Genomic DNA, 13,456 nt, shown 5'->3' with positions numbered 1-13,456 from the left:
GGATGGCTGGCCGGGATCCGCTCCTCGATCGAGACGTAGGAGAACAAGGAGCCGCTGCGCTCCTGCTGACCTCGCATCAAACCTGGGGCAGTTGACTCATTCTCGCAGAGGAAGCGGGGTTTTTCAGCAAACTCTTAGGGACAGTCGAGGCTGAGGCGGGTGCTCACCCCGGTGGTGGGGTTGGTGCCCTGGGCGCGCCGGCAGAGGGCGCGTTGATCGGAGCGATCCAGCAGGGCATCGCTGAAGTCGGCGTCGTCGATCAGGGCGCCGTTGAAGCTGCTGCCGGCGGCGATCACGCCCCGCAGCAGGGCACCGCTCAGGTCGGTGCCGCTGAAATCGGCCCGGTCCATCAGGGCATCGGAGAGATCGGCGCCGCTGAAGTCGGAGCGCAGAAACGCCGACTGGGTGAGGATCGCTCCACGCAGATCCGCGCCACTGAAATCGGCATCCCGGGCCATCACCCCGGCGAAGGAGGTGTTGGCCAGCTGCTGGCCGCTGAAGTCCTTGCCGTCCTGATTGGTGAGGGTGTAATCGACCCGGTCCTGAAACAGGGCACGATCCTGCAGGCCCACCCCTGTGCTGGTGTCGAGGGCGAAGGCGGGGGCACTCCAGGGGCTACTGAGCAGTGCGGCCGCCAGCAGCGCCAGCAGCAGGGCGCCCAGGCTGGCGGGCCTGCGGCGGCGGGGCTGCTGTTGACCTTGGTGGCCTTTGGGCTGGATCGGATGCGTGGCGGGGGTCATGGGCTGCTGTGGGAGGTGGTCTCCACTCTCCCCTGGATCACCCCGCTGGATCACCACGAGTCCTCGATGGCCCCTGAAGCGATCAGTCCGCCGATCAGGTACAGCGATCCCGCCACCACCACCGCCTGGCCGCCAGCCCTGGCCGTGGCGGCGCTGAGGGCTTCTGCCAGCGTGGGGCTCGCCAGCAGGCGTCCGGCCAGCTCGGGCGCCTCTGCCAGCAAGGCCTCCAGGCTCCAGCAGGCGTGCTCCGGCACCGGCACCAGCCAGGCCCGATCGGATGGGGCCAGCAGGGCGCGCAGCATCGCTGGCGCCGGCTTGTTGGCCAGCACCCCCAGCAGCCAGCAGCGGCCGTCTGCGCTGGCGCCGGTCTGATCCAGCTCCTGGCGCAGGGCTTCGGCGGCCGGCAGGTTGTGGGCCCCATCCAGCAGCAGGGGATGCCCCCGCCAGAGCACCGGCTGCAGCCGCGCCGGCCAGCGGGCCCCCTCAAAGCCCTCAACGATGGCCTGATCGGGAATCGTCCAGCCCCGTTGGCGCAGGGCCCGCACCAGGCCGAGGGCCACGGCGGCGTTATGGCGCTGCACCAGGCCGGGCAGGCCGCTGCGCCAGCGCAGGGAGCCGGCCAGCAGATGCTCGCCGTCGCTGGCCAGCGGGTCGACCCAGAGCAGGGAGCTGCCGCTCTCGATGGCGCGCTGACGCAGCACTGCCGCGGCTTCGGGCTGCTGGGGACCGCTCACCGCCAGGCTGCCGGGGCTGAAGATGCCTGCCTTCTCCGTGGCAATGGCCGCGATCGTGGCGCCGAGCACCTCGGCATGGTCCATGCCGATCGAGGCGAATCCCAGCACCTGGCGGTCTGGGTGGACGGTGGTGGCATCCAGTCGTCCCCCCAGGCCCACCTCCAGCACCACGATCTCGAGGTGGGCGTCGGCGAAGGCCTGGAACGCCGCCAGGGTCACCAGCTCGAAGGGGGTGAGGTCGTGGCGCCGGGCCAGGGGCTGCAGATCGCCCAGCAACTGGCGCAGCTGCGGCTCGGCGATGGGCTGATCCCCCAGCCGGATGCGCTCACACCAGCTCACCAGGTGGGGAGAGGTGTAGAGCCCGGCGCGCCGGCCACTGGCCAGCAGGGCGGCGTGCACCAGGGTGCAGATCGACCCCTTGCCGTTGGTGCCCGCCACCTGAACCGCCGCGTAGCGGCGTTCGGGATGGCCCAGCTCCGCCAGGGCGCTGCGCATCCGCTCCAGGCCCAGATCAACCCCGCGGCGGTTGAACGGCTCGATCAGATCGGCGAAGGAATCGATAACAGGGCCTGCTCCAGAAGCGCCACCGCCAGGCGCAGCTGGCGGGGCTGAATCACCAGGGGAGGCACCAGGCGCACCACCCGAGGCCCGGCGGGCACCACCAACAGGCCCTTCTCAATGGCGGCCTGGACGATCTGGGGGGCGGTGGGGGACTCCGGCCTGAGCACCAGGCCCTGGAGCAGGCCCCAGCCGCGCACCCCCTCCAACCGCTGGGGGTGGCGGCTCACCAGCTCAGCCAGTAAGTGCTGCAGCAACTCGCCCATCTGCTGCACATGGGGCACCAGCAGGCGCCGCTCCAGTTCCTGGGCCACCGTCAGGGCGGCTCTGCAGGCCAGCGGGTTGCCACCGAAGGTGCTGGCGTGGTCGCCGGGTCGGAAGTGATCGAAGGCCTGCTTCACCGCCAGGGCGCCGATGGGGAAGCCACCGCCCAGCCCCTTGGCTGTGGTGAAGGCATCGGGTTCGACACCCAGCTTTTCGTAGCCCCAGAGGCACCCGCTGCGGCCCATGCCGATCTGCACCTCGTCGAAGAGGAGCAGGATGCGGTGCTGATCACAGAGCTGGCGCACGCGCTGGAAGAAGGCCGGATCACCGGGGTTGACGCCCCCCTCCCCCTGCAGGGGCTCCAGCATCACGGCCGCCACGCGCGGACCGTCGGCTTCGCAGCGGCTCAGCAGCGCTTCGAAGGCCGCGGTGTCGTTGTAGGGGAAGAAGTGGAAACCCTCCACCATCGGCTCGAAGCCCTGGTGGTATTTGGGCTGGCCGGTGGCGCTCACCGTGGCCAGGGTGCGGCCATGGAAGCTGGCCTGGGCGGTGAGGATCAGCGGCCGCTCGATCCCGCGCACCTGATGGCCGTGCTTGCGGGCCAGCTTGATGGCGGCCTCATTGGCTTCGGCGCCGGAATTGCAGAAGAAGACCCGATCAGCGCAGCTGCGCCCCACGATCCAGCGGGCCAGTTCCTCCTGCTCGGGAATCCTGTAGAGGTTGGAAACGTGCTGCAGCTTGCCCAGCTGCTGGCCCAGGGCCCGACGCATGACTCGATCGCTGTGGCCCAGCGTGCAGGTGGCGATTCCGGCCACGCAATCGAGATAACGGCGTCCCTGCTGGTCACGCACCCAGACCCCACGCCCTTTGACCAGCTCCAGGGGCAGACGGGCATAGGTGTCCATCACCGCCGAGACCGGCGAGTGATCCACCTCGGTGGGGCCCTGCGGTTGGGGGGGCGGCTGGCTGGCCCGAGCCGGGGAGATGGGAGCGGTGGGACTTGAACCCACATGCCCGAAGGCGCTCGATTTTGAGTCGAGTCCGTCTACCAATTCCGGCACGCTCCCGCAAAGGCCACTTTACGTGGCAGCAGCTGGCTCAGGGCTCCAGGCGCCGGATTGAAGCGCCGACGGCGTTGAGTTTGCCCTCGAAATCGGCGTAGCCCCGATCCAGGAAGTCCAGGCCCTGAACGGTGGTGACGCCATCGGCCGCCAGGCCGGCCAGCACCATCGCGGCCGAGGCGCGCAGATCAGTGCCCTGCACAGGGGCGCCACTGAGACGGGCCACCCCCTCCACCAGGGCGGTGTTGCCCTGCATGCGGATATCGGCACCCATGCGCTGCAGCTCAGCCACGTGCTGGAGCCGGTTCTCGAAGATGTTCTCCACCACCATGCTGGTGCCCTGGGCGGTGGCCAGCACGCTCATGAAGGGGGCCTGGAGGTCGGTGGGGAAGCCGGGGAACGGTTGGGTGCGCAGGTCGACGGCCTTGATGTGTTCGGCGCGCAGGGTCATGCCTTCGCCGTCGGCCATCAGCTCACAGCCCGCCTCCACCAGCTTGGTGAGCACCGCGCCGAGGTGGTCGGGGACCACCGGGGTGACCCGCAGGCTGGAGCGGGTGATGGCGGCGGCCAGCAGGAAGGTGCCAGCTTCGATGCGGTCGGGGATCACGGCGTAGTCGGCGCCGTGCAGGCGCTCGACGCCATCGATCACGATCGTGGGGGTACCGGCGCCGCTGACGCGGCCGCCCATGGCATTGAGCAGGCCGGCCAGGTCCACCACCTCGGGCTCGAGGGCGGCGTTCTCGATCACCGTTTCGCCATCGGCCAGGGTGGCGGCCATCATCAGCGTTTCGGTGGCGCCGACGCTGGGGCATTCCATGTGGATGCGGCCGCCGCTGAGGCGCTGGCTGCGGCCGGGCACGGCGGCTGACACCACCCCGTGCTCGATGCTCACCTGGGCGCCGAGGGTCTTGAGACCCTTGACATGCTCGATCACTGGCCTGGAGCCGATCTTGCAGCCACCGGGCAGGGGCACCTTGGCCAGGCCCAGACGCGCCAGCAGAGGGCCGATGCAGAAGAAGCTCGCCCGCAGGCTGTTCACCAGCTCATAGGGGGGGGTCGACTGGCTGAGGTGGCTGGCGTCGAGCTCCACCCAGTCGGGTCCACGTCTCACGCGCACCCCCAGGGCGGTGAGGATTTCGCTCATCCCGGTGATGTCGGTGAGCGGGGGGACATTGCTCAGGCGCAGGGTGTCGCTGGTGAGCAGGCAGGCCGCCATCAGCACCAGGGCGGAATTCTTGGCGCCGCTGACCCTGACCTCACCGTCGAGCCGTCGTCCACCTGTGATCTCGAGCTGGGGCACCAGCAGGGAGGTGAATGTGGGTGCGACGGTCAGGGTCATGAAATTCGGGCCGACTTTTGGTTCCGGAATCTTGACAAGCGAGCGGGCAATCGTCTAGGTGGCCGCCCGCTGAACTGTCATTTTTGGTCGCACGTTTGCCTGATTGCTTCTGGCCGCGACTCAGGCGCTGGCCGGAGCGGCACTCCGTGATTTAGGGTTACTCGGTCGCTTCGGCGGCGCGCCAGCGGATGTGGCGGAATTGGTAGACGCGCTAGTTTCAGGTACTAGTGGCAGCAATGTCGTGGGAGTTCAAGTCTCCCCATCCGCACTTTTCTCCAGCCCACGCCCTCCTCTCTCCCCTGCGGGGACCATTGTTTTAGCCGTGGTGCCGCCTCAGCCATGATTGTCATCAAGATCACGAATTCTTCTGAGGTGGTCGCCAAGAAGATCGGTAAGTTTCTGGAAAGCCTCACTCCCGATGGCATGGATGAATCCACCATCGAAGACATTGTGGTGAGTCGGCTGGTGGAGAATCTCAGCAGCGAGGGCATCCAAGGCGAGGTGGCCTCGATCCGTGGCATTGATCTGGAAGAGTCCGGGATCCTGATCAAGGACCCCATGCATGTGCGCCGCCGTCAGACCTTCTGATCCCAGCGAGGGCTTCACTAGGCACTCCCGCGCTCCTGAGCTGATCAGCAGCCGCCGCAATCCCCTTGTGGGCCGCTTCCGTGCTCTGCACCAGCCCCGAGGTCGTCGGGAGCAGGGCCTGCTGCTGCTGGAGGGCACCCATCTGCTGGAGGAGGCCCTGCGCCTGGGCCTCTCGCCCGATCAGGTGCTGGCCAGCCCCAGCTGGATCGAGCGGCACCACGCGCTGCTGACGGCCCATCCGCGGATGGCCGCGCTGCTGCAGCCGGTCGCTGAGCCGGTGCTGGAGGCGGTGGCCACCACCGCCCACCCCGATGGGGTGGTGCTGACACTGCCGTGGCCGCAGCCCCCGGCTGACCAGGGCCTTGGGGGCGAAAGCCTTGGGTTGGTGTTGGCGCTCGATCGCCTCCAGGACCCCGGAAATCTCGGCACTCTGATGCGCACGGCTCTGGCGGCGGGGGTGCAGGAGCTCTGGCTGGGGGAGGGTGCCGACCCCTTCCAGCCCAAGGTGCTGCGCGCTTCGGCGGGCGCGGCTCTGGCCCTGCCCTGCCGCCGGCTGGAGCAGCTGCTGCCCCGCCTTGAGAGCGCCCGCGCCGGCGGCGCCCAGGTGGTGGCCTCGGTGGTGGCCGGCGGTAGGCCCTATTGGCAGCTCGACTGGACCCGCCCCACGGTGCTGCTGCTCGGTAACGAGGGAGCCGGGCTGGCGCCGGAGTTGCTGGCGGCCAGCAGCCACCAGGTCACCATTCCCCACAGCGGGGCGGTGGAATCGCTGAATGTGGCGGTGGCCGCCGCACCGCTGCTGCTGGAACGCTGGCGTCAGCTGACGGGGGAGAATGCGGGGCAACAACCGCAGCAGTTCAGGTGAGCGACGCCAGTGCAGCCAGCTTTGACTTCGATCTGATCGTGATCGGTGCCGGCTACGGCGGCTTCGACGCCGCCAAGCACGCCGCCGACCATGGCCTGCGCACGGCGATCGTGGAGTCCCGCGACATGGGCGGCACCTGCGTGAACCGGGGCTGCGTGCCCTCCAAGGCCCTGCTGGCCGCCAGCGGCCGGGTGCGGGAGCTGGCCGATGCGGAGCACCTGCGCGGCTTCGGCATCCATGCGGCTCCGGTGCGCTTTGAGCGCCAGAAGATCGCCGACCACGCCAACCAGCTGGTGGCCGCGATCCGCACCAACCTCACCAGGAGCCTGGAGCGCGCCGGCGCCACGATCCTGCGGGGCAAGGGCCGGCTGGAGGGCCCCCAGCGGGTGGCCGTGCGCGAAGCCAGCGGCATCGAGCGGGTGTACTCCGCCCGCGACGTGATCATCGCCACCGGCTCCGATCCCTTTGTGCCCCCCGGCATCGAAACCGACGGCCGCACCGTCTTCACCAGCGACGAGGCCATCAGCCTGGAGTGGCTGCCGCGCTGGATCGCGATCATCGGCAGCGGCTACATCGGCCTGGAGTTCGCCGACGTCTACACGGCCCTTGGCTGTGAGGTCACCATGATCGAGGCGCTGGATCGGGTGATGCCCACCTTTGATCCCGACATCGCCAAGATCGCCGCCCGCAAGCTGATCGACGGCCGCGACATCGACGCCCGCGCCGGTGTGCTGGCCAAAACAGTGACCCCAGGTTCACCGGTGCGGATCGAGCTGGTGGAGATGGCCAGCCGTGAGCCGGTGGAAACCCTGGAGGTGGATGCGGTGCTGGTGGCCACCGGTCGGGTGCCCGTGAGCAAGGAACTCAACCTCGAGAGTGTCGGAGTGACCACCAACCGCGGCTTCATTCCGGTGGATGAGGCCATGCGCGTGCTGGTGGATGACAAGCCGGTGGCGCATCTCTGGGCCGTCGGTGATGTCACCGGCAAGATGATGCTGGCTCACACGGCCGCTGCCCAGGGAGGTGTGGCGGTGGACAACATCCTGGGTCACCAGCGCCTGATCGATTACCGCTCGATTCCGGCGGCCACCTTCACCCATCCCGAGATCAGCTCCGTGGGCCTCAGCGAAGCTGACGCCAAAGCGCTGGCCGCCAGCAACGGCTTCGAGTTGGGGCTGGTGCGCAGCTACTTCAAGGCCAACTCCAAGGCCCTGGCGGAGCTGGAGAGCGACGGCCTGATGAAACTGCTGTTCAACCGCTCCAGCGGTGAGGTGCTGGGGGCCCACATCTATGGCCTCCATGCCGCTGACCTGATCCAGGAGATCGCCAATGCCGTGGCCCGGCGCCAGAGCGTGCGCGAGCTGGCCAACGAGGTGCACACCCACCCCACCTTGAGCGAAGTGGTGGAGGTGGCCTACAAGCAGGCGGCCGCGGCTCTGGCCTGACGCCTCAGCGCTCCTACGATCTCCCCACTGCTTCCGTTGCCGCCAATCCTTGGAGATCCGTCGCCGCCCGCCCAATCCCCCCGTGCGGGTGGCTCACCTGCAGTTCGGCATTCCCCACGAGGAGGCGGCGCCTCGCCACATCCTTGAGGAGATCCTCTGGGAAAAGGACCGGGAACTCACCAGCTCGCGGGAGCGGGTGCCCCTCGACAAGCTCAAGCAGCAGGTGGCCGACCTCCCCCCTTGCCGCGACTTCGTGGCCGCCCTGCGCGCCAGCTTCCGCAAGCCGGCCGTGATCGCCGAGGTGAAGAAGGCCAGCCCCAGCAAGGGCGTCATCCGCGCAGACTTCGACCCCATAGCCATCGCCCGCGGCTACCAGGCGGGCGGTGCCAGTTGCCTCTCGGTGCTCACCGACAAGGCCTTCTTCCAGGGGGGCTTCGAGGTGCTGGTGGACGTGCGCCAGGCGGTGGAGCTGCCCCTGCTCTGCAAGGACTTCATCCTCACCCCCTACCAGCTGTATCAGGCCCGCGCCGCCGGGGCCGATGCCGCCCTGCTGATCGCGGCGATCCTCACCGACCAGGACCTCACCTACCTGCTCAAGGTGGCCCATGCCCTCGGCCTGGCGGTGTTGCTGGAGGTGCACGATGCCGCTGAGATGGAGCGGGCGCTGGCCCTCGATGGGGTGGAGATGATCGGCATCAACAACCGGGATCTCACCAGCTTCCACACCGATCTGGCCACCACCGAGGAGCTGATGGCCCACTTCGGCGAGCGCCTGCGCCGCAAGGGCGCCCTGCTGGTGAGTGAGTCGGGGCTGGCCAGCCGGGAGGATCTCGATCGCGTGGTGGGCGCCGGCGCCGATGCGGTGCTGGTGGGTGAAGCCCTGATGCGCCAGCCGGATGTAACCGCCGCGCTGGAGAAGCTGATCGTCGGTTGAGGGCAACTCTCCCCACGCCCTCTGAACTTCTCGTTGATGCTTCCTAAGTTCATTGGGCCGTAGCCGACACCGATGCCTGAGCTCATCAGCAAGATCGCCCTGGAGGAGCACTTTAGTGCTCCAGGCCTGGAGCCATCGATCAACGACGTTGCGTTTTTCGATCCCGAAGTGCTTGCCACCATCGAGGCGGCCTTGCCGGAATTAGCCGAACAGCGCCTCCGAGTGATGGACCAAGCCGGGATCTCCATGGCCGTGCTGTCCCAGACAGCACCTGGTGTGCAAGCCATTGGGGATGCACACCATGCGGTGGATCTTGCCCACCGAGCGAATGATTTTCTGCACACACGCACGGCGTTTGACCCGGCACGGTTTCGGGGCTTCGCTTGTGTGGCTTTGCAGGATGTGGAGGCCGCTTGCAGCGAGCTCAAGCGTTGTGTGCAGGAGCTTGGCTTTGTGGGGGTGCTGATCAATGGTGCCACCAACGGCACTTACCTCGACGAGCCCCAATTCGCCCCTTTCTGGCACACGCTTGAGCAGCTTGACGTACCGCTTTACCTGCACCCGGGCTTGGTCAGCGAGCACACCCTGGCCTTCCGCGGTCACCCTGAACTGGAGGGCGCCGTCTGGAGCTGGACCTGCGACACCGCCACCCACATGCTCCGCCTGGTGTTTGCCCGGGTGTTTGAGCGCCATCCCAGGGCGCGGCTGATCCTTGGCCACATGGGGGAAACGCTCCCTTACATGCTCTGGCGCCTGGACAGCCGTGCCGCTGTGACGACCCTGGGTCGCGCCTTGAGCCAGCCCCCCTCGGAAATATTGAAGCGTCATCTCACTGTGACAACTTCCGGGGTGTGTGCGGATGCACCCCTGCGCTGTGCCCTGGAAGCCTTGGGCGATCACGCGGTCATGTTTTCCACTGATTACCCCTACGAGGATATTCAGCTGGCTGCCGACTGGATCGAGAACGCCGCCATCTCTGAAGACCAGCGGATCAAGGTGTGCCGCACCAATGCTCAGCGCGTCCTGCGTCTGGCATGAAGGGCGCAGCAGGCTGGGGCATGAAAAAACCCCGCCGGAGGCGGGGTGAAGCGAACCAACATTGTGGATGGGATGAATCCCGAGGATCAGACCTTGCGGCTATAGAACTCCACCACCAGCAGTTCGTTGATCTCAAGGGCTACCCATTCGCGCTCGATCCGAGCGTTCACCTTGGCGGTGAACTTGGCCTTGTCGAGTTCGAGGTTGGGGGGAATGTTGGCCAGACCCGGGAATTCCAGGTTGCCTTCGGCCAGCTGGCGGCTGGCCTTGCGTTCACGCACGACGATCACGTCGCCGGGGCGGCACTGGTAGCTGGGCACATCGACCACACGGCCGTTCACGGCGATGTGGCCGTGGTTCACCAGCTGGCGGGCACCGGGAATGGTGGGGCCGAAGCCGAGGCGGAAGCAGATGTTGTCGAGACGGTTCTCCAGCAGCTTCAGCAGATTGGTTCCGGTGGAACCCTCCTGGGCGCGCGCTTTCTTCACGTAGCGCACGAGCTGGCGCTCGGAGATGCCGTAGTTGAAGCGAAGCTTCTGCTTCTCTTCGAGGCGGATGGCGTATTCGGAGCGCTTGCGACGGGCTTGGCCGTGCTGACCGGGGGGATAAGCCCGCTTGGCGGACTTACGGGTGAGACCGGGAAGGTCTCCCAAGCGCCGCGTCACCCTCAGGCGAGGACCGCGGTAGCGAGACATGCAGACAGAAACAGAGGACGGGGTTCTGGAACGAAGCACAGGCTGGCCGTGGGCCAGGCCGTCCGGGGAGCATGCTGGAGGCATCCTCCAGGCACCCGGTCGTGCAACGCCAGTTGACGATCTTATCCGTTGGCTTCTCAGGCCTCAGCCGGGGGCTGCAGCAGCTCCTGCTCGCCCTGATCAGCGGCTACCGCCGCTGGCTCTCGCCCCTGCTCGGTCCCCGCTGCCGCTTCATCCCCAGCTGCAGCGCCTATGGCCTTGAGGCGATCCAGCGCCATGGCCCCTGGCGGGGCGGCTGGCTCACCCTCAGACGCCTGCTGCGCTGCCACCCCTTCACTCCCTGCGGTTGCGATCCGGTGCCCGAGTGAACCAGCCCGCATCCCCCCTGCCGCCGCTGCTGCTCTACAGCCGTGATGGCTGCTGCCTGTGCCAGGGCCTGGAGGAGCGGCTGCGGGCCCTGCTGCCACCGCCGCCGCTGCAGGTGGTGAATGTGGATCACGATCCCGAGCTGCAGGCCCGTTACGGGCTGGAGGTGCCGCTGCTGGCGGTGTTGCGGCAGGGGCAGCCGCAGCTGTTGCCGCGGGTGGGGCCGCGGCTGGGGGGGGAGGGCCTGCAGCGCTGGCTGCGGAAGTGTCTGGCCGAGCTGCCCAGCCCGCCTGCGAGCGCCTAAAACTGCGCGAACTCCAAAGCGCCGCTCCCCACCCCTGGGGATCACTTTCCAATGCCCCAGCTGCTCCACTCTCTTCTGCAGAACTGTGCAGTGGCGATTCCTGCCCAGCTGAACGATGCCGTTGTCACCGGCCTGAGCTGCGACTCCCGCAGCGTCAGCGCCGGCACTCTGTTCATCGGTCTGCCCGGGGGGCAGGTGGATGGCGGCAGCTTCTGGCCCACTGCCCTGGAGCGGGGGGCAGCGGCGGCCCTGATCGGGCCGGCGGCGGCGGCCCAGTGCCCGCCGGGGCCCGCTGATCCGGTGCTGGTGCTGCAGGAGCCGGTGGCGGAATGGGCCGGCCGTCTGGCGGCCGCGTTCTGGCACGACCCCAGCCGGCGCCTGGCCCTGATCGGTGTCACCGGCACCAACGGCAAGACCACCACCACCCATCTGATCGAGCACCTCAGCGCCGGCTGCGGTCAGTCGACGGCCCTGTTCGGCACCTTGCTCAACCGCTGGCCGGGGCACAGTGTCATGGCCTCGCACACCACCGCCTTCGCCGATGTGCTCCAGGGCCAGCTGGCCCGGGCGCTGGAGGCCGGAGCCCAGCTGGCGGCCATGGAGGTGAGTTCCCACGCCCTCGACCAGCGCCGCGTGGCCGGCTGTCACTTCGCCGGGGCGGTGTTCACCAACCTCACCCAGGACCACCTCGACTACCACCCCTCGATGGAGGCCTACTTCGAGGCCAAGGCGGGTCTGTTCTCAGCGGAGCGGCTGGATGGCACGGCCGTGGTGAACATCGACGACCCCTGGGGAGCACAGCTGGCCACTCAGCTCTCCAAGCGGCTGGGGGAGCGGCTCTGGCGCAGCTCCCTGGCCGCGCCGGCCGCTGGTGCGGGCGCCGAGGATCTGGCCGAGCTGCGCCTCAACGACCTGGTCTTCGCCGCCGACGGGGTGAGCGGCACCCTGATCACGCCCCTGGGGCGCGGGGCGTTCCGCTCACCCCTGGTGGGCCGCTTCAATCTGATGAACCTGCTGCAGGCGGTGGGGGTGCTGCAACAGCAGGGCCTGCCCCTGGATCGGTTGCTGGAGGCCATCCCCAGCTTCCGCGGCGTGCCCGGCCGGATGGAGCGGGTGGTGCTGCCCGAGGCCAGGGAGCTGCCGGCGGTGCTGGTGGACTACGCCCATACCCCCGATGGTCTTGAAAATGCGCTGGCGGCCTGCCGGCCTTTCACCAAGGGCCAGCTGGTCTGTGTGTTCGGCTGCGGCGGTGACCGCGACCGGGGCAAGCGCCCCCAGATGGCCGCGATCGCCGCGCGGCTGGCCGACCGGGTGGTGCTGACCTCCGACAACCCCCGCACCGAGGATCCCCAGCGCATCCTCGACGACGTGGTGGTGGGCATTCCGGCCGGCACTGAGCTGACGGTGGAGGTGGACCGGGCCGCCGCGATTGCCGCCGCCATTGCCGCGGCCGGCCCGAGCGACCTGCTGCTGATCGCCGGCAAGGGCCATGAGGATTACCAGATCCTGGGCACCACCAAGATCCACTTCGATGACCGTGAGGAGGCGGAAAAGGCCCTGCGGCTGAGGCTGGGCTGATGCTTTCGGACCCATTAACAACTACTTTAACCGGGTCCCACTTCTGATCGCCTTCGTTATGGCTTCGCCTGTGCCCATGTCGAGGAAGTTCCTCGCCGAGATGATCGGTACGTTCTGGTTGGTCTTCGGTGGTTGCGGCAGTGCAGTACTCGCTGCCGTATTCCCCTATGCCCAGGGTGATGCCAACCCCCTGGGTCTTGGCTTTCTTGGGGTTTCGCTGGCCTTCGGTCTCACCCTGCTGACGATGGCCTACACCATCGGCCATATCTCCGGCTGTCACATCAATCCGGCCGTGAGCTTCGGCCTCTGGGCAAGTGGACGCTTCCCAGGCTCCTCCCTGTTGCCTTACATCACCGCTCAAGTGCTGGGCGGCCTGATCGCCGGTGGTCTGCTGCTCGGCATCGCCAACGGCAGGGCTGGCTTTGAGCTCTCAGGCAGCAACCCCCTGGCCACCAACGGCTTCGGGGCCCATTCCCCCGGTGGCTACGGCCTGCTGGCGGCTCTGATCATCGAGGTGGTTCTCACCTTCATCTTCCTGCTGATCATCCTGGGCACCACCCACAAAGACGCCATCAAGGATCTCGCCGGCGTGCCCATTGGCCTGAGCCTGGTGCTGATCCACCTGATCAGCATCCCCATCACCAACACCTCGGTGAACCCGGCCCGCAGCACCGGTGTGGCCTTCTGGGCTGGCGGTGAGGCCATTGGCCAGCTGTGGCTGTTCTGGCTGGCTCCCATCGTGGGTGCTCTGCTGGCCGGCTGGGTGCAGCGCAACCTCCTGGATGGTCCGAAGGACTGAGCAACAGGCCCCTAGGAGGCTGTTGCACGAATAATCAGCGCGCCACTGCCGTGACAGCCCTGCCGTGGCTCAGATCTGCTGCGATTCCAGCGTCGGCGCTCTGAGTCCAGCGCCTTGACCTGTTGGCAGCCCCCGGTGGCTCCCGCCGGGG

General features: G+C 67.8%; 14 protein-coding genes and 2 tRNA genes. 10 read left to right on the top strand and 6 right to left on the bottom strand.

The window, feature by feature from the left end:
- Positions 1-134 precede the first annotated feature (134 nt).
- The 5 genes from KQ304_RS08055 to murA all read right to left on the bottom strand — a co-directional run bounded on the left by KQ304_RS08055 (position 135) and on the right by murA (position 4,696).
- Positions 135-740, bottom strand: coding sequence for a pentapeptide repeat-containing protein (locus KQ304_RS08055; RefSeq protein WP_259736589.1), 606 nt, complete (start codon positions 738-740; stop codon positions 135-137).
- 50 nt (positions 741-790) lie between these two features.
- The gene (locus KQ304_RS08050; RefSeq protein WP_259736588.1) at positions 791-1,969 is read right to left on the bottom strand and encodes a folylpolyglutamate synthase/dihydrofolate synthase family protein; all 1,179 of its coding nucleotides are present in this window, start codon (positions 1,967-1,969) and stop codon (positions 791-793) included.
- A gap of 44 nt (positions 1,970-2,013) precedes the next feature.
- On the bottom strand, positions 2,014-3,201 hold the full coding sequence (locus tag KQ304_RS08045; RefSeq protein WP_259736590.1) for an aspartate aminotransferase family protein: 1,188 nt from the start codon (positions 3,199-3,201) through the stop codon (positions 2,014-2,016).
- 80 nt (positions 3,202-3,281) lie between these two features.
- A tRNA-Leu gene (locus tag KQ304_RS08040) sits at positions 3,282-3,363 on the bottom strand.
- Between the two features lie 31 nt (positions 3,364-3,394).
- Positions 3,395-4,696, bottom strand: a complete 1,302-nt coding sequence (gene murA, locus KQ304_RS08035; RefSeq protein WP_259736587.1) for a UDP-N-acetylglucosamine 1-carboxyvinyltransferase — start codon at positions 4,694-4,696, stop codon at positions 3,395-3,397.
- A 184-nt stretch (positions 4,697-4,880) separates the two neighbouring features.
- On the opposite strand from murA, the gene KQ304_RS08030 reads away from it, so the two are divergent.
- The 6 genes from KQ304_RS08030 to KQ304_RS08005 all read left to right on the top strand — a co-directional run bounded on the left by KQ304_RS08030 (position 4,881) and on the right by KQ304_RS08005 (position 9,563).
- Positions 4,881-4,964 (top strand) — tRNA-Leu (locus tag KQ304_RS08030).
- 71 nt (positions 4,965-5,035) lie between these two features.
- The gene (locus KQ304_RS08025) at positions 5,036-5,284 is read left to right on the top strand and encodes a hypothetical protein (protein WP_259736586.1); all 249 of its coding nucleotides are present in this window, start codon (positions 5,036-5,038) and stop codon (positions 5,282-5,284) included.
- Positions 5,259-6,146, top strand: coding sequence for an RNA methyltransferase (locus KQ304_RS08020; RefSeq protein WP_259736585.1), 888 nt, complete (start codon positions 5,259-5,261; stop codon positions 6,144-6,146). Before KQ304_RS08025 ends, KQ304_RS08020 begins: the two co-directional genes overlap by 26 nt.
- A complete protein-coding gene (gene lpdA, locus KQ304_RS08015; RefSeq protein WP_259736584.1) occupies positions 6,143-7,591 on the top strand; it encodes a dihydrolipoyl dehydrogenase in 1,449 nt (482 codons plus the stop codon). Before KQ304_RS08020 ends, lpdA begins: the two co-directional genes overlap by 4 nt.
- A gap of 49 nt (positions 7,592-7,640) precedes the next feature.
- Positions 7,641-8,525: an indole-3-glycerol phosphate synthase TrpC gene (gene trpC, locus KQ304_RS08010; protein WP_259736583.1), complete on the top strand. Its 885-nt coding sequence runs from the start codon at positions 7,641-7,643 to the stop codon at positions 8,523-8,525.
- A gap of 72 nt (positions 8,526-8,597) precedes the next feature.
- A complete protein-coding gene (locus KQ304_RS08005; protein WP_259736582.1) occupies positions 8,598-9,563 on the top strand; it encodes an amidohydrolase family protein in 966 nt (321 codons plus the stop codon).
- 86 nt (positions 9,564-9,649) lie between these two features.
- Here KQ304_RS08005 and rpsD read toward each other — a convergent pair whose 3' ends face one another.
- Positions 9,650-10,258 (bottom strand): 30S ribosomal protein S4, encoded by a 609-nt coding sequence (rpsD, locus tag KQ304_RS08000; protein WP_259736581.1) that lies wholly within the window; start codon positions 10,256-10,258, stop codon positions 9,650-9,652.
- Between the two features lie 71 nt (positions 10,259-10,329).
- Between rpsD and yidD the strand changes: the two genes are divergently transcribed.
- From yidD to aqpZ, 4 genes are all read left to right on the top strand, one after another.
- Positions 10,330-10,626: a membrane protein insertion efficiency factor YidD gene (gene yidD / locus KQ304_RS07995; protein WP_259736580.1), complete on the top strand. Its 297-nt coding sequence runs from the start codon at positions 10,330-10,332 to the stop codon at positions 10,624-10,626.
- A complete protein-coding gene (locus KQ304_RS07990) occupies positions 10,623-10,928 on the top strand; it encodes a glutaredoxin family protein (protein WP_259736579.1) in 306 nt (101 codons plus the stop codon). The genes yidD and KQ304_RS07990 overlap by 4 nt, the downstream gene beginning before the upstream one ends.
- Positions 10,929-10,979: 51 nt before the next feature.
- The gene (locus KQ304_RS07985) at positions 10,980-12,506 is read left to right on the top strand and encodes a UDP-N-acetylmuramoyl-L-alanyl-D-glutamate--2,6-diaminopimelate ligase (RefSeq protein ID WP_259736578.1); all 1,527 of its coding nucleotides are present in this window, start codon (positions 10,980-10,982) and stop codon (positions 12,504-12,506) included.
- Positions 12,507-12,582: 76 nt separating this feature from the next.
- Positions 12,583-13,305, top strand: coding sequence for an aquaporin Z (gene aqpZ / locus KQ304_RS07980; RefSeq protein ID WP_259736577.1), 723 nt, complete (start codon positions 12,583-12,585; stop codon positions 13,303-13,305).
- Positions 13,306-13,456 lie beyond the last annotated feature (151 nt).

The organism is Synechococcus sp. CS-1329, assembly GCF_025128055.1.
In the GTDB taxonomy this organism is placed as follows: Bacteria; Cyanobacteriota; Cyanobacteriia; order PCC-6307; family Cyanobiaceae; genus Regnicoccus_A.
This window is presented reverse-complemented; position numbering and strand designations above follow the sequence as displayed.